Source organism: Flavobacterium rivuli WB 3.3-2 = DSM 21788 (assembly GCF_000378485.1).
Classification (GTDB): domain Bacteria; phylum Bacteroidota; class Bacteroidia; order Flavobacteriales; family Flavobacteriaceae; genus Flavobacterium; species Flavobacterium rivuli.
The window spans coordinates 495,296-516,161 of record NZ_KB899967.1 but is presented as its reverse complement, the minus strand read 5'-3'; the positions used below and the strand labels follow the sequence as shown (position 1 = coordinate 516,161).

The following is a 20,866-nucleotide window of genomic DNA, read 5'->3' as shown; positions in this document are numbered from 1 at the left end:
TTGTGGTACCTCCAGGAATCGAACCAGGGACACATGGATTTTCAGTCACAAACCCGCACTTTTTCAAAAACCTATGTAGCTAATAGTCAGAGACTAATTGTTTATTATTTGTTATTAAATATTGTTTTTATTGCCAATTTATTTAAAATTGCATTGTCGGCAATATCCTTTACAATGCTTATTACATAAGGTTTGTTCTATATTTGTAAATTAAAATGTTCGTTTTATTACGCACCAAATCTCGTTAACATCTTTATCATTGATTGTAAAATCGCTATGTTGTGGCAACCCTGTTCTACTGCCACATCTAATGTCACCTGTGAGTTCATCAAAATCTAAGACATCTTTATGAAGAATTGTATTGTCAAGTACAATTACAAAACCATATCTGTTATTGAGATTAAACTTTAAAAATTGGACACTAACTTTTTTACAAAGCATTTCGGCACCTATAGGCGCATCATTGATTAAACCTCCATTCATACTTTCATCGGGTGCTTCAAAACAAAGAAATGTGTCTTCAATAGTCCTTTTAGTTATAGAAAATTCAATTGTTGGTAGGCCTTCGAAAAACGTAGGTTCTCGATAACCTTTTAGATATTTACTGAACATGGGCGCTCTGACAATTCTAACAGATAAAATTGATTCTATATTATTCTCGTATTCGAGAGAGTTTTTATAAATAGTAGAAGTACTGTCAGTTAGAGGGATATAAGGGTTTATACGAATGCCAGTACCCCAAACATACTTTAGCAACATCGTTCTAATATTATCCGGTATTGGTTTTCCGTTGCTATAGTCCCTCAATTCGTCTACATTTATTTTTAATAACTTTGCAAAACTTTCCAATGAAAAACCCAGTTGCGTGCGTATGTGCTCTATATCAAAGTCCATATGCATATTTCCTTCACCGGTTTCAAGCCAATGTTTGTCCACTTCCAATATTTGCGCGATTTTTGTCAAATTTGATGATTTAGGAACATTACGACCACTTTTATAAAAAGAAATTGTAGACTGACTAATATTTGTAAGCTTACTTAATTCATAGGCAGTTAAGCCTTTTTCCGATAATGCTTCCGAGAATCTTAATGAGAAGGTTGTCCTTTTATCCTGAGTGAAAAATTTATCCGATATTATTCTTTTTTCATAATCGCTTAGGCTTTTACGTTTAATTGCCATCCGAACAGTATCATATTCTTTATTTAATAAAGCAGCTAAATCCTTTATCTTCAGTATTTTAGAAAGCTTAGCGTAATTAAGTTTTGTGTAGAAATCCATTTAACTATAAATTTTAACGTTTATACGTTACATATATAGAAAAATGTTCTATATTTGTAAATATAAAAAAAATAAAAAGAACAAAAATTTTTGCAAAGATAGTGCTTTGTATAGTTTATGTGTTAACATTTCGTTAATGTTTTACTTAATTATTTCTAATATTTACTAATGTAAAGTATCAATAATAATATGAAAAATGAAATAAAAATTATCTATAAGAGCTTAAAAAACAAAATGCTTTTTTGCGAAAAAAATTGCAAATCGTTTGGAATAAAGCCTAGTACAATGTACACTAATTGGTTTTCCGGTTTCTGGCAAATACCTGATGACAAGTTAGTTGAAATTCGTAATTTGCTTACTGACGCTGTTTCCGAAGAGCAACGATTAAAAAATATAGAATCTGTATAACTTAAAAAATTAAGATTATGAAAAAAATCACACTCGAATTTGCTGACGCTCAAAGCACAATTAGCAACTTACTTGCCGGTATCAGATTTATTGCTTCAAATACCGAAAATCTCACGCAAGATGGTTTTCAGGACGCTGCAAATAGCATAGCTGAAATTTCTCGCATTGCTTTAGGGATTAGTGTTGCTATAGATGCCGAAAATTGAAAATTAATGGGGAATGAATAAACAACAAGCTATTACTCATTTTAAACAAATCATTGCAGTAGCGAAACAAGGTAAAGAAGTTGCTATGCAAAATTATAATACAGCTACACAACTCGAAAGTGAAGCAAATTCTGCCTTGGAGAAATTGGGAGTTTCTCCTGGGCAGGCCCGAAAGGGCAAACATAAGTTACCGGATAAAGATATCTTGAAAATCCGGGCAAATTTCACTAAATAATTAAAATCTAAAATCTAAAAATTATGCTGAAGAATCTAAATTTATCGGGTTCGGACAAAGAACGCCTAAAAAAAACCCTACAACTAGATGAAAATTACATCCAAAACAGCCCTCAGAAAACGTACGGATATTCAATGAAAATGCTTGATGTACAGGCGATGCTTAAAGTTGTATGTTTTATGGCAACAAAATTACATCATGACGATGTAGAGGATGAATATAAAGAAGATATGCTTTGGGGTATTGATGCAATTACAAGAAGTGCAATTCATCTTTTACCTACAATGGATGAGGGAGATATTCTTGATGAAATTCACAAAGAAGTATATCGTGCTAAAGAATAAAAAAAGGTGAAGTTGGGAGCTACACCTTATTCAAGAAAAAATAATTAAATAAAAATCTAAAGCCCAAAAGTAATAAACTTACTGATACCGGCAAAACAATTTACAAAATGAAACATATTTTAAAATCGAAATTCGACAAAAATCAGAGATTAGAAGTGAAATATCATAAAGATGTGAATCTTACAATGGTGCAGGTTATTGATAAAAAGGAGGGATTGACCTCGGTATCATTATCGAAAGATGAGGTGTCAGATTTAATTGATGCTCTTACAGTAGTTCGTAATATGATGTGTCCATTCTAATGAGTGCGCCGGTCACCTTAAGGGGCATTGTAAAAGATAATGTTTATAAAGATAGCAATGGGCACCCTAAAAGAATAGTTACACTTCTGCAGAAAAACAATCATGTAGCATACATTGAATTTAGAGGCGGTAAGATGGACTTACTTAATCTTGTGGAGATAGATGATGAGGTTAGAGTAGTTATTACTGTAGAGGGAAAATTAAGCGGGTCTACGGGGGTGCATTATAATAATCTTGTGGCTCAGAACATAACTTAGTCATTATGGCAGCAGATAAAAAATCATTTTTATTGTATTGCGATTTAATACATTCAATTGAAAAGATGCCAGATGAAAAAGCCGGAGTTCTCTTCAAACACATATTGAGATACGTAAACGATCAGAACCCTGTTACCGATGATCTGCTTATTGAAGTTGCATTTGAACATATTAAACAGAGCTTAAAAAGGGATCTTGCGAAATATGAAAGTACCCGTGCTAAGAATAAACAAAATGCTGAAAAGCGTTGGAACAAACAAAATGCGAATGAATGCGACCGCATACCAACGGATACCAAACATGCCGATAGTGATAGTGATAGTGATAGTGATAGTGATATAAAGAGTATTATAAATAATACTCTCCCTGAAACTTTTGTTTCAGGTGCGGGCGAACCTTCTGGGATTAATTCTAAAGCTGAAAGGTTTGACTGGACAAAGCTCGTAGAACAGTTCAATACGTTAACCGGAAAAAATTCAAAAGTGGTTCCTGAAAAGGCTAAAAAACAAATACGGGCACTCATTAAAATAGGCTATACAAAGGACGACATAATTACAGCAATTATAAACTGTCACAAAGATCCATATCACATTTCGGAAAATCATAAGCATCTTACCATTGAATTTATCACCCGGCCCGACAAAATGGAAAAATACCTAAGTCTAAAAACATCATGAGTAAAAACATAATAAATAATATACAGCGCCTCAATTGGCGAATGGTTAGTAAGAAAGCCTTTATGCCTAACGAGGATGATAAGGCAGCATTGAAGGGTATCGTTGAATGGATAGATAGGGAAAAAGAAAATCGTATTAATAATAACAGATATTTTGCCAAAATTGTAATTTACTGTTTGATGAGAGAGATTGACTTTTTTGGAAATATGCATTTTGCCGAACGTAAAATACATCAAGTATTAAAATTTCCTGCTGTCTACTGGTACGATAGATTCAGATTACAGCGGATAATGCGCGACTTTCAGCAATCAAAAGAAGTTTTAGGCATTGAAGATATTTCTGAAATATGGGACAGAAATACATCTGAAAACGGTTATCTGGATATGGATAAAATTAAAGCCGAATGGTCAGAAAGTAAAAAGCTTACCAAGGAACATCAATCAATACTTTTAAAATCCCTTGACAGCTGGCAGCAACCCGACATAAACAATAGGTTGAATCATTTTGTAACTGAGTTGCTTAACGAATATGGAAACCTCGCATGAGTTTTATAGAGTTAGTAAAATCAGATGGATTGCCTGAAAATGAATTTACTCATGATTACGCTGCAGTTCATAAAAAAAGCATGATTAATCTTGATGTTAAGCCACCGGTGCCACCTACTGCAATTTCAATAGGAATTGATGACATTGCTTATAATGGCCATCATTATCCGTTGAGGTTTGGAACTTACGGTAATATCTCTATGATTAAAGGTGAAGAAAAATCCAGAAAGACATGGCTAAAGAGTATGATAATATCCGGCGCTATAGGAGGGAACTCCAACTTACTGGCCGGTGAAATTAAGGGCCACTCGATAGAAGGAAAATACATCATTGATATTGATACAGAACAGGATTCATACGATGCCTGGATGGTAGCAGACCGGGTTAAAAGAATGGTTGGAGCAATTCCGCAAAATTATATACCTGTTATGCTGCGTGAATACAGTGCTGCTGAACGTATGGAGTATTTAGATTGGCTCTTTACTAAAAGCCCATATAAGGACAAATTAGGCATTGTTTCCATCGATGGGTATGTTGATATGATACAAGACTTTAATTCTCTCTCTGAGAGCATAGAATTTACTCAGAAGCTTATGAAATACAGTACCATTTCAAAATGTCATATCACAGGCATATTGCATTTGAATCCTAACACTGAAAAAGCCCGGGGGCATCTGGGAACCATTCTTCAGCAAAAATGTGAAACGGTCGTTATTATAAAAGATGCTGGGGATTTCTCGGAAGTAACTTGCCAGCGCGCCCGTGGTAAAAAGTTTAGCCCCTTTGCTATAGGCGTGAATAGCGATCGTTTGCCTTATGTACTTGAGGGGGCACTCATACAATCTTCAGCAAAAGAAAATAAACCAAGAGCAGAATTTTAATATTACAATTATGGAAAATGTAGAAACAAAAGCTGTAACATTCAGCGACATGCAGATTGCCTGCCAAAAAGCAACAGCCACACTTGCAAAGCTGCAAGAGGTGCTTAAAGTGAAATATACCGATGATGAGTTAGAAACTTACATGAACGCTGGCCCGCTTGCATTTTTAGAACTGTGTTTTGAAAAAGCTATAGGGCGCAAGCCGTTAGAATATGAAACGGCACCTCATACGACATCCCAGGAACCGTTTACTGACTGGCATTTAAAGTTGCTGATAATTAAGAACTGTATAACTGAAGAAGATTACAATTTCATATATGAGGGCTTAAACAACATTTTTCATATTAATGATTTTGATGTTCAGGTAAAGGATGGTTATGTAATCATCCACCAAAGTGAGCATGATGTTACAATTGAGAAACTTCTCAAAATTGACCACACAGAGCAACTGGGTATAGATCCTTTCTTTAAAAATTAAGATACAAGCCACCTCCGGGTGGTTTTATAGTTTAAATTTAGGTATTATTTATTTTTTAGATATGCATTTCGTCGATGATATTTGCCGTTAGTCCTAATATTGTCTTATTATTGATGCTTTTATTTAAAATAAGTATTATTTTTAATGTACTAAATTTAATGTGTAAACGTTTTTTTAGTAATATTACACCCCCGTTTAACCCAATAATTGACATGCTTATGGAAAAAGTTAAAAGTCTGTTTCGGACATTTTCTGGTATTTTGGAGTTTACTATCGATAAGGTCTCCCATAAGTTTGATTTTGAAAACACCTTACCAAATCGTAATCTTGACGAGATACTAAATAATCCTGAAGATCAGAAAAAGATTGAAGATGCTATACAATATCTTAAGGAGCATAAGAATGAAAAATCAAAAGATATTATATTTTCAGACAATGAAAAACTAACCGTTTCAATTTCTTAGTTTGAATTTCACTATCGCTTTAAATACCATTATTTATGTAATGGTATTTTTATTTCCGGGAATATTATTCCGAAAGTTTTATTATACTGGGAAATTTAGTAATCAATTTAACCACGGCAACTTATTAGAAAGGTTCTTATGGATTCTATTTCTAAGTATAGTATCGTTGGTGTTAAGTGGATTCATAATATATTATGCAACTGACTATTTTAGTGTAGAGTTTATTCATAATATCGACTTTCGTACAGTAAGTAAAATATTTGAAAGTTTAGCTACTAATAAATATCCCGATGCATTTACGAATGAGGTGCAACTGACCAGTATAGGAGCAGTAGTACTCCTAATTTGGATATTGTCGGCAATTTCCGGGTTGTTTTCTTATTATTTTGTAACACTATTCAACTTAGATCACGTTTTTTCTGCTTTAAGGTTTAATAATGACTGGCACTACATAGGTATTGCAAGTAAAGAAAACGGTATCAATCGAAAATGGGGGGATAATTTCAGAACATACCTTGACGTCTTAAGTTCTAAGAAAGATAAAGAAGAATTATACAGGGGCCGTTTAAAACAGTTTGTCTTAGATAAGGATAATAAAATTGAACACATTGTAATAGAAAGTCCTTTAAAATTTATTTCTTTTGACAAGACACCCGAAAATCAAATCAAGATTGACGCACTTCATGAGGCTTGTGTTAGCACCCCATCTTTCGTTGTTCATAAAGAATTTATTGATAAAATAGTATTTAAGAAAGAGATAGAGGGAAAGATATTTGTATTGCCGTACGAAAATGTGGTTAATATAAATATTACTTATCTTAAAATATCCAATAGTTTTTTTCATGTAAAATTGGCTATTGTCAGATTTACACTTATTTTCTTCTACATAATTTTATTGGGTTTGGCTATATTCCCAATGGTAAAAGTCCCTATAAAATACTTTGACACCTTTTTAGAGCGAGCATTTTTTACCATAGTAAGTATTTTTATTCTTACTATTTTCTTAGATTTATTTAAAAGCTTTTTCCAAGTGAAGTCTGTTTTTTACAAAAAATTGAAAGAGAATATAATTTTTGCAGCAATGTTTTCAACTTTATATCTGTATGTTTTTGAATTTGCAAATGGTTGGGTCACAGCCGTTGTCTTTTTCATTGCATTTATATGTGCCGGAGTATTTCTACAACAAAAGAAGTAACTATTAAACCGCTATACTTAGCGGTTTTTTTATGCCTATACTTTCCGTAAAAATACCTGTTTAGTTAATTCAGGTAAAAACACTTTATAATAATTCTTAACTCATTGATTATATTAGCTTTAAATATCAATTTAAACTATACATTATGAGTGTAAAAGAATTTTTTAAGATCGATGAGAGTGGTAAACTGCACACTCTTTTTGATGACGTAGTCAATTCAAGCATAATAAGCTTTACTGACAATCTAACATCGGCTATATTAGTCATCAGTAATCACTGGGAAAGGTCTACCGGGGGCGATGTAATTGCAAGAGTTGAAGTTAATGATACCATAGTGTTAGATGTTCCTGGACACGATCAGCACTATACAAACAGTTTAGATTTGTTACCTTATTTAAACCGACAATCTAATACATTGAAGATTACATTTTTAATAATGAATTGGCACGTTTGGAAAAACCAAGGGGCAGCATCACTAATAATTGATGGCCACAATATTGAAAATATCACATTTAACGCGGGTGGGGATCATCAGAAAGTACATGTTATTATTAGGACGTTAAACAACTAATCAAATAATCTGCTGTAGAAATTTAAGATAAAATATAAGAAAAAGAGCGACGACCCGAAATCTTGATTCTGTAGCAGGAGTTATGAAGGTTGAATTTCAAAATCTTAAGGAAGAGATTAAGAAAATTGCTGCAACATATCCTTATAAAGATTTAAACGACAATTTGAAAATTATAAAAGGTTGTAAAAATCTAATAATCTATAAAGCCATTCTTCGGAGTGGCTTTCTTTATTGTGCATAACTAATTTAAAATGTGGATAACAAATTATCATAAGTACTTCATAATAAGGTAATTTTACTTGAACCTAAAATTACTGTAAAATGGAAGAATTTATTGAAATTAAGAAAAATGGATTAGCTGTAAAATTAGTCAACATTAATCAAATCGCAAGTGTTACGGTTTTGAAAGACTCATTATCTCTAAGAATGTCTCATGGAGAAACTATTTCTTTAGATATGACATATTTAGAGTTTAGTGAGTTGATTAAGGTAGTTAAATCTGTAAAGGAAATGGTTATAAAGGGTGGTGGTGTAAAAGTTTATTAATAGAATTAAATATATAAAAATGAAAGGATTTATAGAAATACCAGCAACTGTGAGAGATTATGAATTTTTAATTAACATAGCTCAGATAAAAACAGTAGTTGCTCAAAAAGAAGGTTCAAAAATTGAATATATTAACGGTACAGTAGAAAATCTTGAATTGACATACGAACAAGTTAAGGATTTACTTGAAAAAGTCATTGGCACTAATGAAAGTAATGCGAGTATATATAATAATCCTGATGTACCTTTTACAGCTTGATTATGTCAGAGTACAGCCATTTAACAATAGCAGATTTATCGGCTGCAAGAGCCTTTGTCCAAGAACAAATCGCCGATAGAAAAGAAGATTCGAAGTTTATTGAAAATACATCAACAATCAATGAATTAGTAGAGTATGAACAAAGGATACGGCTTGAACTTTTCAGTAGAGTTATAGTTCGCAAACTAAAGAAACAATAAGACGTTTTAATCCCCTTAAGTTGGGGATTTTTTATTTGGCTTTTTTGTATAAAATAGCCTGTACATGAAAAGCTTAAAACATAATAATTACCTAATTTATCATACAAATTGCGTGTTAAGTTATAAATAACTATTTTTGAAGTGTAAAAACTTACGGCGTTCAAATTTTAAGAACGAAACATTTAAAGATTTGAATTTTTTAAATGAATACTTGACCCGCTAAGGGAATACTTTAATCTTTGTCACTTACCAAAGATACATCCAGCGACATCTGCCGGGCAGAAACCGTTAAAGGCAAACTCGTTGCTAAATACACCCTAATCATTTTCGCTTGGGGCGTGCTCATTTATAACATACTCCAAACTTTACCCATAAGCCTGTTTGAATTATTTATTGTCGCTATTTGCATTCTCGAATGTCGCAGCAGCATAGGCGAACCCGCCGGTAAAGAACACACCCATACTATAAATTATGGCAGCAACTAACAAGACAGCACATAAGCTTACTAAAAACCATAAAAACTTTTGTTTGGCATATATACGCCTGCAAGATGAATCGGCCGCGTACGTAGAAGCCTATAATGTTTCTGCTATGAAGCCTGAAAGCATCACAAAGAAAGCTAAAGAGTTATTGAATGCAGATTACATAAAGGCTCATATAGCAAAGCTGCAAGGGGAGGACACCGGGAAGGGCGCGGCGGGCCGCCCATTAAAATATAATGAAGCGTTTAACATGCATGCTCATAAACTTTGCTTATTAGGTGCTACTGATGCTGAATTGGCTGATTTCTTTGAGGTTAACGAATCTACGATTAATAAATGGAAGATTGATTTTCCTTTATTTTCAGAGTCCATAAAGAACGGAAAAAAGGTTGCTGATATGGAAGTAGCTTTTTCTATGTATCAAAGCACACAGGACAGGGAAATAACAGAACTGAAAGCCATTAAATGCAAAGAGGTTTCCTACGATGAGAATGGTAAACGAATTGAGATCGAGCGCGTACAGCTCGCACCTGAAACAAGGGTAATACCGGGGGATTATCGAAGTCAATCCTTATGGTTACGCAATAGAAGTTCCGATAATTGGAGGGATAGGCAGGAAATTGACCACACCACTAAAGGCGAAACGGTAAATAATATCTCATTGGGTACCGGTGTTAAGCCGCCAGAAGAATGAAAAGTATCGCTATAGGTGCTGATAAATGCTTTAAAGTTAAAAAAGGTATCGAAAATCAGCGGTCGGAGACAAAATGTAAGCCAAAAAATAACGCTGGAGGTGCAAAGTGGATAAGCTATTAATAAAACAAGAGCATGCAGTTTACTATCTAAAGGATAATGAGACTGAAGAAATACTATACGGCGGTGCAGCCGGTGGTGGCAAAAGCGCACTTGGTTGTTTGTGGCTTATAGAAATGTGTCAAACATATCCCGGTTCCCGTTGGTTAATGGGACGTTCAAAGCTTAAGACACTAAAGGAAACAACCCTAAATACGTTCTTTGAATTAGCATCACGATTAAAGATTACAAAGCAATTTGTATATAATGACCAAAGCCATACGATTAATTGGAAAAATGGCAGCCAAATACTTCTAAAGGATTTGTTTCACTATCCAAGTGACCCTGAATATGATAGGCTTGGTTCTTTAGAAATATGCGGGGCGTTTATAGATGAGTGTAACCAGGTATCTTACAAGGCATGGCAGGTAGTTGGAAGTCGTATTCGTTACAAGCTTAATGAATTTGGGATTACCCCTAAACAGTTAGGCACATGCAACCCGGCAAAGAACTGGACGTACAAAGAATTTTTTAAACCAAATAGAGAAGGTCTTTTAGGTAAGTACGACGAGAAAAACCCATCATGGGAGAAAAGCAGGTTTATAAAGGCGTTACCAACGGATAACCCGCACCTGCCACAAAAATATTTAGATAAGTTGCTTAGGATGGATAAGAACAGCAGGGAGCGTTTGTATTACGGTAACTGGGAGTATGACGACGATCCAGCCACACTTATAGACACTGATAGTATTGCGGATTACTTTAACCCTATACACATTCAGGGCGTTGGTGTAAAATACATGACCATTGACGTTGCTCGTAAAGGTAAAGATAAAACTGTATTTCGTATTTGGCACGGATGGTTATGTATTGCCAGGGAATCAATACCAAAGAGTGGCTTAGATGTAGTCGTTGCAAGGGCAAAGATACTACAGCAAAAGCATGGTATTTCTATATCTAATACAGTTGCTGATGAGGATGGTGTTGGTAGCGGCGTGGTAGATTTTCTTAAGTGTAGTGGCTTTGTGAATAACAGCAGCCCTTTAGAAGTTATGGAGGGCGGTGTTTATATTAAGCCAAACTTTGATAATCTTAAAAGCCAGTGCAGCATAAAAATGGCTGAAATGATAACTAATCGTCAGGCCGGGGAAATGTGCGATGATTCTGAAGTACAGGAAGCCACATCTGAAGAAATGGAACAGGTAAAGACTAAGGATATTGACAAAGACAGTAAGCAGGGCATCATACCAAAAGACCGGGTTAAAGAATTGATTGGCCGTTCCCCTGATGAATGGGATAGTATCATGATGCGTTACTGGTTTGCATTAAGAAAGGTAAGAGGGGCAACGTTATTAAGAGTAGGAGAAAGAAGCGTATAACTATGAAGGAATTAAAAAACATATCACTTAAAAAGTATGCTGCATTACAGGATTGCAGCGATTACGATGTTCTACAGTGGGTGGCCCCGGTTAACCTCTTTGCAGGCAAAACAATGAACATTAATGCTATGCCGTGGGTAAACTTTAAACATTGCGTTCGGTTGCTTAGTGCAAAGGATAAAGACTGGAATAAGATATATACGCTATTTAATGTATGCTTTGATGTAACTGAAGAACAATTCTGGAATACAGGTATAAAGGATTTTTACCAAGCTAACGGCTTCATGCAAAATCAATTTGAATTTGCCATAAAGTATGAATCAAAAGCTTTGTACTCACAGCCAAAAGATGAAGAGATATGGAACATGGCCGGTGCTGATAAGCTTAATGTTTACAGTGATACTTTACCGCTTATCCAATTAGGTAAGCATTTCGGGATTTACCCTTATGACATGGGCAGGAAACCATACAAAGAAGTGCTGGGCCTTCTCATTCAGATTAAAACACAGGCAGAAGTTGAAACTAAGTTTCAGGAAATTAAATCAAAGAGTAAATCATGAAAGATATAGTAAGAGTATTACAGGATATAGCAGAAACAAAAGGCATAGTTTACCATTATGGGAGGCAATCGGTACTTAATGTTTTTGAACTACTTGAAAATACAGAGCAGGAGGGCTTGGATATTAGCAAAACGTATCTGCTGCATGAGTTTACAAATCGTAAAACAGAGATTAACCAAATGGGCACTGGCATCAAGGGTTATACATACGAGGGTAAATTTTTCTTAGTAAAGCATGCTGATTTTGACCAGGTTTATTTTAATGAAAGAGGTAACGAATCAGAATCGAAATACACCACCAACATAGAGCCGCTGCTGACTGTTTTCGCTTCAATAGGTAACAATCTACTTTGTAGTGATTACAGCCTCTTGCAGTGGGATAATATAGATTGTTCAGATGCACTTGTTCAGAACATGGACGGCCTGTTGTGCAGCTATAGAATAAAAGTAAATGCTTAGTGCATTATGGGTATTGGCAGCATGCGTTGCATGGCTATTATGGGATGCCTTAACTAATAAATGATAACACTATGAGTTTAATAAATGCAGTTTTCAACGGTCCCGACATGGAAACGGGTAAATTATTGTTTGAAGAATTTACTAAGCTCAAAGAAGATCTTGTAAAAAAGTATGATGAGTTAGGAATGAGAGCTTCCGGTAATTTTGAATCAAGCTTAGAAATAGAGATAACAAAAAACAAAGCAGTTTTATCCACAACCGCAAGATACGCTGAGCAGCTCGAATACGGCAGGGGGCCAAATAGCGGCCAATCAGGTCAAAAATGGGATGATCCTATTGGAGATATAGAACAGTGGCTTATTGATAAGGGAGTGGCTGCAACGGTAAAGGGGTATATACGCGATAAGTCAGTTTCCAATAAAGTAGAAAAAGAAATTACAAGGTCAGCATTAGCTTACTTGATAGTAAGAAAAATATTTAAAGAGGGTTGGAAGCGGGAGAATTTCGGAGGTGTACATCTCATGAGTCAAGTTATAACGCCTGAACGTATACAAAGCATTATTGATAAGTTAAGCGACATTTATGTTACTGGATTTACTTCAGCATTAGTAGATTATATAAAAAAAGAATTATGATACAATTTGTAGAAAACATACAGGAATCGAGGTTAAGAATGGCTTATAACAATGATGTTTTAAGGTTTTTTTCTACTAACAATATTGCACCTAAATCATGTGAGGTTCGGGCTGTAGATGCATTTACTGCAGTGCTATACCCTGACCCCGGCGGCGCGTTCTATTTCAACTTTAAATCATTTGTTACGGCACTCATAAATAATAGCAATTTCGCTGATACAATGGAAATGTCAGGATTAATTAGGGACGATCCTAACAGCTACATTTACCCAGCCCCCGATATGAGTTTGCAGCTTAACGTAACATTTGAAATCACATTCGTTGATAACACCGTTGAGAATGTAACTTTTTTTCTTACCTACATAGCAGGGGTTAGCCAGTCCGGGGATTATAAAACACTTAGCACTGAACAATCTTATGTATTAACCCCTTTTAAAACTGATACATTAGATAGGTTCTACTTAAAGTACTGGCAAGGATATCCATTTGATATACCATTTTATTCAGCCGCTGAAGAAATTACCCTTAGAAATGATACCAACTTATTAAGCCAGCAATTTGACCTTAATGACAGTACATTCAGGCTAATACTTTCAGATGGGGATGATGATGAAACGTTGGAAAACCTATTGCCTTTGATTGATGGCTTTAATAGCATCAGAATTATTGACCAATATGAAGATACCGTAAATGATAAATTTATCCTGCTTGAAAAGATGCCGTACAAATGTGGGGTTTACATCAAATGGATAAATGCTATGGGTGGTTATAATTACTGGCTATTTGAAAACACAGCTGCTATTGATAGAACCACCCGCGCAATAGGAGAGATTGAAAATGATTTCGGTAATTATTTTGACACAAATAATAGGGTGTTGCAGATAGGCAAAGATAGTCAGGACACAGTTAAAGTAATTGCTGAAACTCTTACCGAGAATGAAACTTTAATAGTATCAGGTATAACTGACAGCCCAAAGATTTACATGTTTACCGGCGCGCCGTTCTCACGTAACGTTTATAGGGATTGGGTAGAAATTACACTTAAAAGTACCAACATGCGTATTAAAAACTACAAAGAGAAACTGAATAATGTTGCGTTTGATTTTGAATTACCGCAACGATATACCCAGAGATTATGATAGTTGAAATAAGAGAAACGGCACCCATCATACATTTTGGTTTTCTGTTTACTAAAATTGATTCTCCTGTAGGTTTTCCGGTCAAGGTATGGCAGAATACACTTTATAATAAGAACGGCTATCAGGTGTCTATTAAAGCACCTGGCGGGGGCATTACTAAAATATCAGATAATGAGTTTGAGGTTTTATATACAACTACAGGGAATAAGGTTATCGATGTAGAAGTAATATCCGGCGGTAAAAAAGATACGATAAAAGGCAATACCATTAATGTAACAATAATCTAAAATGGCTGAAGAAAAGATAATATTAGCTAATCTTGATGTACGGACTAATGAGCTGTTAGCTAAAACAGAAGAAGTAAAAACCTCAATAGAAAGCCTTAGAGTAAAGCAGAAAGAACTTACCGATTCAGGGGAGCAAAATTCAGCACAGTTTATTAGGAATGCTGTAGAGATTAAAAGGCTTGGTGCCGAATATAAAAGGAATGAAACTCTTATACAGGCCCAGGTATCAGCAGGCGGCAAACTTGAAAGCCAGCAAGAAGCTATAAAAAGATCTGTTGAACAATTAAACGTTACCGAAAATGATTATCGTGCAAATAATACAAAACTACTTAAGCTGCGTAAAGAGTTGGTTATTGGTAGCGAGGGTTACGAGAAAGCCTTAGAGGATATTAATAAAAAACTTGATAGCAATAACGCCTTTATCAAAGAGAATGTTTCCGGTTATGAGAAGCAAAAAATAGGCATTGGTAGCTATAAAGAAAGCATTAAGGAAGCACTTAGTGAAAGCGGCCTGTTAGGTAAATCTATGCAATCCTTAACCGGTGGTTCTGAAAGTGTGGCTATAGGTTTTGAATATGGAAAAAAAGCGGCTGATAATATAAAAAATGCTTTTTCTGAATATAAAGAATCTGTTGAGGCTGTAAAGGCTGCACAAGAAAATTATGCTATACTACAACAGATTGTAACCGAAAAAACAGAAGCCGCTTCTGCTGCTCAAGAAGTTGCAACCGCTATAGGTTTTAGGTATAATCAGGGGCTTGTTGCTGAAACAGAATTGCAAGCTGCTGCAACGGCTGCCACCGTGGCTAATACAGAAGCAACAGAAGCACAAGCTGCTGCAACGGCTGCAGGGATAGTGGTAACAAATGCATCTTCAACATCTTTAAAGTTACTAAAGATTGCACTTATATCTACAGGTATAGGCGCGATTGTAGTTGTGTTGGGATCTTTGATAGCATTTCTTGCTACCACACAAGAGGGTATTGATGCGATAACATCCGTAACCAGACCATTACAGGCAATATTTTCTTCTTTGCTTGGTGTATTCCAGAACGTAGGTAAAAAGCTGTCAGGAATCTTTACAGACCCCAAAAAGGCTTTAATTGATTTCGGTAACTTAATCAAAGATAATATTGTTAACAGGTTTATGGGTATGCTGGAATTATTCCCAAAAATAGGCAAGGCTATTGGCTTATTATTTTCAGGTGAATTTTCAAAAGCTGGTCAGGTAGCAACTGATGCGGTTGCAAAAGTTGGTTTAGGTGTTGACGGCTTTACAGATAAAGTTATTAAAGGAGCTAAAGCAACTGGGAAATTTTTAGAAGATGCCGCCAATAAAGGTAAAGAAATTGACAGGCTTACAAAAGATATTGAAAGAAGCCAGATTGCTTTAAACAAAGCACAGGTAGGGGCTAATGATTTAATTGATGAGCAGCTTTTAATATCAAAAGACACATCAAGATCTCTAAAAGATAGGGTTGCTGCTTCTAATGAAATTATACGGGTTAATCAGGAAATGGGGGATAAGGAAGCCGCAATAATTGAAAAGAAAATTGCACGCTTAAAAATAGAACAATCCTTGCGCGCTGTTACCAATGAAGACAGGCAGGAAATGATTGACCTTGAAGTTGAACTGGATGCTGCACAAGATATGGGACTTGATGCCCAAAAAGAGCAAATAAGAGTTATTGCCGCCGCCCGTAAAGAAGCCAATGCAGCAGCGGAAACCGCCCGTAAAAAAGCCTTAGATGACTACACCAATAAATTAAAAGCTGAACTGGTTATTTTTAAAGCCAATGCCGATGCTAAAGAAAAATCCATGCTTAGTGAAATGGAAGTTGCGGCCCAGGTAAGAGATAAAAAAATTGAAATTGCAAAGGCAGAATTTAAAGCAAACAAAGATGCGCTTGCTTTACAAGCTGCCGAAAATGAAGCAAAAAAAGAGTATGCAGATGCTTCTCTTGACATTGTTATTAGGTATGGTCAGGCCGAAATGGATTTATATATTCAGCAAAACCAATCTAAAATAAAGCAAGGCGAATTACTTACAGATTCCCTGATTAGTGAAGAAGCTAAAAGGCTTGATAATATACGCACAATGCAGCTTAAGCAATTGGAGTTAGAGAAAAAAACCAATGACACCAAAATTGCAGAAAAGCAAAAAAATAATCAAGCTTTATCTGAAGCAGATTTACAATACCTGACAGCAAAAGCGCAAATAGACCGCGAATTTAACGAGCAGATTAAAACCAACAGTGATGCTTTAGAGGCTCAAACTAAAGCTAAAAAGGTAACGCAGTTGGAGGCGGATAAGCAACTAAAATTGCTTAACGCTAAAACAGAGTATGACCAGCAAATTATAAATGAGCAAACCCGCTTCGATGCAGAATTAGCAACCCTTAACGAACAACTGAAACAGCAGGATATTACCCGTGAACAATACGACAACCTGAAAACAGCGCGTGAAAAAGAGCATGCCGATAATTTAAAGGATATTAACCAGGCTAAAGAAAACGCAGTTGTTGCGCAATATGGAGATACTTTTGGTAAGGTTGCTGAAATCCTTGGTAAGAGAACAGCCGCCGGCAAAGCTGCTGCCATTGCTGAAGCTACAATAAATGCCTATACAGGAGTATCACAGGTTTGGGCATCCGAGAGTATTTTGCCGGAACCATTTGCAACTGCACAAAAAATAGTAAGCACGGCTGTAGTACTAAAATCTGCATTATCAGCGGTACGGTCTATTCAAAGCACTAAAACCCCTAAAGCAGAAAAAGGTGCTTTGTTCAGTATTGGAGGTAACAGGCATAGCGACGGTGGTACAATGTTCGAGGGTGCAGATGGTACCAGATTTGAAGCTGAACGCGGGGAGCTTATCGGTGTAATGAATCGAAACGCAGCCCGTCATTTCATGGCATTTAATAATGCGTTCCCTGCAGGTGGTTCTACTCCTGTAACCAATTATCTGGAAAGCGGCGGTATGGTGTCAAGAAATATACAGCAAGGCATTAACATTAAAGAGCTGGCCTATGAAATAGGAGCAGCTACAGCAGCAGCCAATGCTATTTCATTACCTGCTCCTGTTATCGGTATTAAGCAAATTATTAGCGAGGGTAACACAGCTGCAAGGGTTATGAACGATTCAACATTAATTTAAGAAAACATGAGCATCTTTCTATACATAAATGATCAGAAATTGGACACTGATGTTAACACTGTAATTTCGCAAAACAAACAGATAAATGACTTGAACGATTTAGCATCTCGAAGTGCAAATTATACAGATCAATTTTCAGTACCTAAAACATCTAAAAATATCCGGGCGTTAGGATATCTAACAGTCCCCGGCAACACGTCTAATATACCCTATCAAAAAAACGAATGCAGTCTTTACAGTGCTGATACCGGCGAATGCTTTGTATATAAAGGATGGGCGCGTATTACGGATGGAGAAAAAAGTTTTAACATCGCAGTATATGATGGTGGTTATGATTTCTTTAAAAACATCGAAAATAAAAACTTATCGCAGCTTACCTTAACAGATCTTCTACATCCTAAAACCGTTGCGACTGTAGTTAACACATGGGCAAATCCTGAATTACCATACCGTTACATACTGGCAGACTATAACGGGGATACTGGCCGAACCAATATAGATAGCGAAATAACAGTGCCGGAAATTAATATTGATTACCTGGTCCCATCTGTAAACGTAGCATGGCTGTGGCGAAAGATATTTGAAGAATACAATTTCGGTGTTCAGCCAACAGGTGCCATTTTTGATACTGAAGCATTTAAAAACTTATGGATGACATATCCAAAAGGTTTGCCTGCAACCGGGGATGGTGTAGATAACCATGTGCTTTTACATAGCAATGATTATAGTTTTGTAGATCAATACCTGCAGCGCGATACCGGTAGATACTTTTACCATGCTCACTATAATTCTGTATTGGTCGATGAGCTGTACCAGGTAGATGGTATTAATATGACAATGCGTGAAAATGCAACCTATCAGCTTGAAATAAAATGCACATTGTTTGGTTTTAATAATTTTGGTCAACAAAGAGATGCTGCAATTGCCATTGGCAAAAATGCCGGGGGCCGTAACCCGTTAGCTTCATTTACAACACACCAGTTATTACAGAATGGTGCTACCATATTTGGTGCTGAAGCAGATGTAATACCTTACGGTGTAGAAACTACATTAAGATCGGCACCGTTTCAGTTAAATGGTCTGGAAGCTATAAACATAGCTGTTACCGGTTCTGCTTTTAGCGGGTCGTATCAGCTGGCGCCAATCCCTCAAGGCTTTGAGGTTACATTGGTACGTATAGATCCTTTGTTTGTAGATTTTAGTATAGCCCTTTCTGACTTTCTAATTAAAGATTTTATTTCTGAAATAGTACACAGGTTTGCTTTAACCATGTTCACAAAAAAAGTAGGTAATGATATAGAATTTCTAACACTTCATGAGCAGCTGCAAACTCCGGAGATAGTTAACTGGAGTAGTAAATTTTCAGATAAACTTACCGAAAATTATATTAGTGGTTCTTATGCCCAGCGTAATTGGCTGCGTTATAATTACAATGATAAGGAGGGAAGTTACAATGATGGAGTTATAACCGTTGATAATGTAAACTTGCAGGATTCAAAAGATTCTATAAAGTCAAAAATATATAGCCCTGATAAAGAGGGGAGGATATATTTAAACGAAAGTACTAATGTGTATCCTGTATGGGAGAAAGAATATAATGAGAACCCATCTCCAGATGAGCCAGTTGTAACATATAAATCTTTGGACAAAAGATATTATTTTATGCGAAGCCGTAACGCATACGGTAATGCAAAAATATATAGTAAAAAATTTGAGATAGAAAATACTGTAAATAATTATTATCGTGAAACTTTCTACGGATTACCTTTTCAGGATATTGTGAATGATTATTACCAACCCCTGCAAAACATATTACAAAAGGCAGTAATTGTTACTGCAAAGCTTTGGTTTAAAGATACTGATATAGCGGGGTTCGATTTTAAAAAATTATACTATATAGAGCAGCTATCCAATTATTATTTGGTAAATAAGATTATTGAATATATACCGGGCCAGCTAACAAAATGCGAACTTGTAAAAGTGCAATATGCTTCTGTATTGCCACCTGTAGAAATTCCGTGGTTTGTAATTAATACCATAGTGGTTAATGGCCGTCGTGCCAGTATCTATTTTACCAGAAATGTACAGCTCGCAGGTCATTTGCTTATATCAACTGATGGTGTAAACTTTACAGCCTATGGCATGTTAGGTAATTTCAATCCGTATGTTACAAGGGATTTAGATCCGGGCAATTATTTCTTCAGGATATATGATGAACATAGCAACACAGTTGAAGTAACCATTGTGTAATTTATTATATTTGCTAAAATTACAGATATGAGAAAATTAGCTTTTGCAGCCTTGTTATTAATTATTGCATGTTCTGGGAATGATGATGCCCCGGCGGTCGTAACGTGCAACTGTATCCAATATGCGGAGATTAATCAATTTACTGTTGGTAGGGGACAGCCTTATCCTGCTGCAAATTGGCAACCAACTGGCACGCCAATAGTTTATAGTGAAAATTGTGAAGATGATGGAAAACAAACTTATTTTAATAGAACTATAGAATCGTCTGGTAACTCAAGTACAGGGACTGATTTTGTGACTGAAGCAAGACGTACTGTAAGATGTACGCAAAATAACTAATGAACGTTAAAGCAATACTTACCGGATGGAAAAATTACATTTCTAAAAGTGATGTAGTTGAAAGTGTGGCAAAAGAGAGGGCCGCAATTTGCGCTGTTTGCCCTCATGCCAAACAAGGTAAGATAATTGCATTTATAAAAGACACCTTACAAGAGGTGCAGGGGGCGTATTGTGATGCTTGCGGTTGTCCGTTAAGCGCAAAGATACGCTCTACAGAGATTTGCCCTAACTCAAAATGGTAAATGACCAGGTATGAAAAAATTACATCTTTAAACGACGAATTTTTATCTTTAATACAGGTTGGCTTTATTCCACTTCATTTACTGGATTGGAAAGTGTACTATGAAGCTTACCTGCAAGAGATAAAGAAAAGCAAAACATCTGAAGCTATAAACATGATAGCTGCAAATTATGATGTAAGCAGGAGACAGGTGCAGCGGATAGTTGCATATATGGAATCATAAGCCGGTATTAAGTTACTGGCTTTTTTTTGCGACATACTCATGTCTTAAAACATCTTTTTGCCATGCCTAATTTTACGG

Annotated in this window: 29 protein-coding genes; 28 read left to right on the top strand and 1 reads right to left on the bottom strand. The window is 35.7% G+C overall.

Annotated elements, in window-relative coordinates; translation table 11 throughout:
* Positions 1-210 precede the first annotated feature (210 nt).
* Positions 211-1,278, bottom strand: coding sequence for a helix-turn-helix domain-containing protein (locus tag F565_RS22290; RefSeq protein WP_020212279.1), 1,068 nt, complete (start codon positions 1,276-1,278; stop codon positions 211-213).
* A gap of 189 nt (positions 1,279-1,467) precedes the next feature.
* Here F565_RS22290 and F565_RS0105895 point away from each other — a divergent pair, with 189 nt between their 5' ends.
* The 28 genes from F565_RS0105895 (at position 1,468) to F565_RS0105750 (ending at position 20,788) form a co-directional block, all read left to right on the top strand.
* Positions 1,468-1,686, top strand: a complete 219-nt coding sequence (locus F565_RS0105895; protein ID WP_020212278.1) for a hypothetical protein — start codon at positions 1,468-1,470, stop codon at positions 1,684-1,686.
* Positions 1,687-1,703: 17 nt separating this feature from the next.
* Positions 1,704-1,892 (top strand): hypothetical protein, encoded by a 189-nt coding sequence (locus F565_RS0105890; RefSeq protein WP_020212277.1) that lies wholly within the window; start codon positions 1,704-1,706, stop codon positions 1,890-1,892.
* A 13-nt stretch (positions 1,893-1,905) separates the two neighbouring features.
* A complete protein-coding gene (locus tag F565_RS0105885) occupies positions 1,906-2,127 on the top strand; it encodes a hypothetical protein (RefSeq protein WP_020212276.1) in 222 nt (73 codons plus the stop codon).
* A gap of 23 nt (positions 2,128-2,150) precedes the next feature.
* A complete protein-coding gene (locus F565_RS0105880) occupies positions 2,151-2,471 on the top strand; it encodes a hypothetical protein (protein WP_020212275.1) in 321 nt (106 codons plus the stop codon).
* Positions 2,472-2,578: 107 nt separating this feature from the next.
* A complete protein-coding gene (locus tag F565_RS0105875; RefSeq protein WP_020212274.1) occupies positions 2,579-2,773 on the top strand; it encodes a hypothetical protein in 195 nt (64 codons plus the stop codon).
* A gap of 134 nt (positions 2,774-2,907) precedes the next feature.
* Entirely contained in the window at positions 2,908-3,030 is a 123-nt protein-coding gene (locus F565_RS23300) for a hypothetical protein (RefSeq protein WP_262486798.1), read from the top strand.
* A gap of 5 nt (positions 3,031-3,035) precedes the next feature.
* Positions 3,036-3,707, top strand: a complete 672-nt coding sequence (locus F565_RS0105865) for a DUF6291 domain-containing protein (protein ID WP_020212272.1) — start codon at positions 3,036-3,038, stop codon at positions 3,705-3,707.
* Complete coding sequence (locus tag F565_RS0105860) at positions 3,704-4,252, top strand: hypothetical protein (RefSeq protein WP_020212271.1); 549 nt, start codon at positions 3,704-3,706, stop codon at positions 4,250-4,252. Before F565_RS0105865 ends, F565_RS0105860 begins: the two co-directional genes overlap by 4 nt.
* The gene (locus tag F565_RS0105855; RefSeq protein ID WP_020212270.1) at positions 4,249-5,133 is read left to right on the top strand and encodes a hypothetical protein; all 885 of its coding nucleotides are present in this window, start codon (positions 4,249-4,251) and stop codon (positions 5,131-5,133) included. The genes F565_RS0105860 and F565_RS0105855 overlap by 4 nt, the downstream gene beginning before the upstream one ends.
* A gap of 10 nt (positions 5,134-5,143) precedes the next feature.
* Positions 5,144-5,611: a hypothetical protein gene (locus F565_RS0105850; RefSeq protein WP_020212269.1), complete on the top strand. Its 468-nt coding sequence runs from the start codon at positions 5,144-5,146 to the stop codon at positions 5,609-5,611.
* A gap of 218 nt (positions 5,612-5,829) precedes the next feature.
* Positions 5,830-6,075 carry a hypothetical protein gene (locus F565_RS0105845; RefSeq protein WP_154652542.1) on the top strand — a complete coding sequence of 82 codons (246 nt, stop codon included), beginning with the start codon at positions 5,830-5,832 and terminating at the stop codon, positions 6,073-6,075.
* A 1-nt stretch (position 6,076) separates the two neighbouring features.
* Entirely contained in the window at positions 6,077-7,270 is a 1,194-nt protein-coding gene (locus tag F565_RS0105840; RefSeq protein ID WP_154652541.1) for a hypothetical protein, read from the top strand.
* Between the two features lie 145 nt (positions 7,271-7,415).
* Positions 7,416-7,841 carry a hypothetical protein gene (locus F565_RS0105835; RefSeq protein WP_020212266.1) on the top strand — a complete coding sequence of 142 codons (426 nt, stop codon included), beginning with the start codon at positions 7,416-7,418 and terminating at the stop codon, positions 7,839-7,841.
* Between the two features lie 321 nt (positions 7,842-8,162).
* Entirely contained in the window at positions 8,163-8,387 is a 225-nt protein-coding gene (locus F565_RS0105825; protein WP_020212264.1) for a hypothetical protein, read from the top strand.
* 19 nt (positions 8,388-8,406) lie between these two features.
* The gene (locus F565_RS0105820; RefSeq protein WP_020212263.1) at positions 8,407-8,646 is read left to right on the top strand and encodes a hypothetical protein; all 240 of its coding nucleotides are present in this window, start codon (positions 8,407-8,409) and stop codon (positions 8,644-8,646) included.
* 2 nt (positions 8,647-8,648) lie between these two features.
* Entirely contained in the window at positions 8,649-8,846 is a 198-nt protein-coding gene (locus tag F565_RS0105815) for a hypothetical protein (protein ID WP_020212262.1), read from the top strand.
* Positions 8,847-9,317: 471 nt separating this feature from the next.
* On the top strand, positions 9,318-10,022 hold the full coding sequence (locus F565_RS23085) for a terminase small subunit (RefSeq protein ID WP_020212261.1): 705 nt from the start codon (positions 9,318-9,320) through the stop codon (positions 10,020-10,022).
* A 106-nt stretch (positions 10,023-10,128) separates the two neighbouring features.
* The gene (locus tag F565_RS21245; protein WP_020212259.1) at positions 10,129-11,499 is read left to right on the top strand and encodes a phage terminase large subunit; all 1,371 of its coding nucleotides are present in this window, start codon (positions 10,129-10,131) and stop codon (positions 11,497-11,499) included.
* 2 nt (positions 11,500-11,501) lie between these two features.
* Complete coding sequence (locus tag F565_RS0105795; protein ID WP_020212258.1) at positions 11,502-12,059, top strand: hypothetical protein; 558 nt, start codon at positions 11,502-11,504, stop codon at positions 12,057-12,059.
* Positions 12,056-12,517, top strand: a complete 462-nt coding sequence (locus F565_RS0105790; RefSeq protein ID WP_020212257.1) for a hypothetical protein — start codon at positions 12,056-12,058, stop codon at positions 12,515-12,517. Before F565_RS0105795 ends, F565_RS0105790 begins: the two co-directional genes overlap by 4 nt.
* Before the next feature lie 71 nt (positions 12,518-12,588).
* Positions 12,589-13,152, top strand: a complete 564-nt coding sequence (locus tag F565_RS0105785) for a hypothetical protein (RefSeq protein WP_020212256.1) — start codon at positions 12,589-12,591, stop codon at positions 13,150-13,152.
* A complete protein-coding gene (locus F565_RS0105780; protein ID WP_020212255.1) occupies positions 13,149-14,291 on the top strand; it encodes a hypothetical protein in 1,143 nt (380 codons plus the stop codon). The genes F565_RS0105785 and F565_RS0105780 overlap by 4 nt, the downstream gene beginning before the upstream one ends.
* Positions 14,288-14,578, top strand: coding sequence for a hypothetical protein (locus F565_RS0105775; protein ID WP_020212254.1), 291 nt, complete (start codon positions 14,288-14,290; stop codon positions 14,576-14,578). Before F565_RS0105780 ends, F565_RS0105775 begins: the two co-directional genes overlap by 4 nt.
* 1 nt (position 14,579) lies before the next feature.
* Entirely contained in the window at positions 14,580-17,735 is a 3,156-nt protein-coding gene (locus F565_RS0105770; protein ID WP_020212253.1) for a coiled-coil domain-containing protein, read from the top strand.
* Between the two features lie 90 nt (positions 17,736-17,825).
* The gene (locus F565_RS0105765; protein ID WP_154652539.1) at positions 17,826-19,985 is read left to right on the top strand and encodes a hypothetical protein; all 2,160 of its coding nucleotides are present in this window, start codon (positions 17,826-17,828) and stop codon (positions 19,983-19,985) included.
* Positions 19,986-20,012: 27 nt separating this feature from the next.
* The gene (locus tag F565_RS0105760) at positions 20,013-20,324 is read left to right on the top strand and encodes a hypothetical protein (protein ID WP_020212251.1); all 312 of its coding nucleotides are present in this window, start codon (positions 20,013-20,015) and stop codon (positions 20,322-20,324) included.
* The gene (locus F565_RS0105755; protein ID WP_020212250.1) at positions 20,324-20,566 is read left to right on the top strand and encodes a hypothetical protein; all 243 of its coding nucleotides are present in this window, start codon (positions 20,324-20,326) and stop codon (positions 20,564-20,566) included. Before F565_RS0105760 ends, F565_RS0105755 begins: the two co-directional genes overlap by 1 nt.
* Complete coding sequence (locus F565_RS0105750) at positions 20,567-20,788, top strand: hypothetical protein (protein WP_020212249.1); 222 nt, start codon at positions 20,567-20,569, stop codon at positions 20,786-20,788.
* The last annotated feature ends 78 nt before the right edge of the window (positions 20,789-20,866 follow it).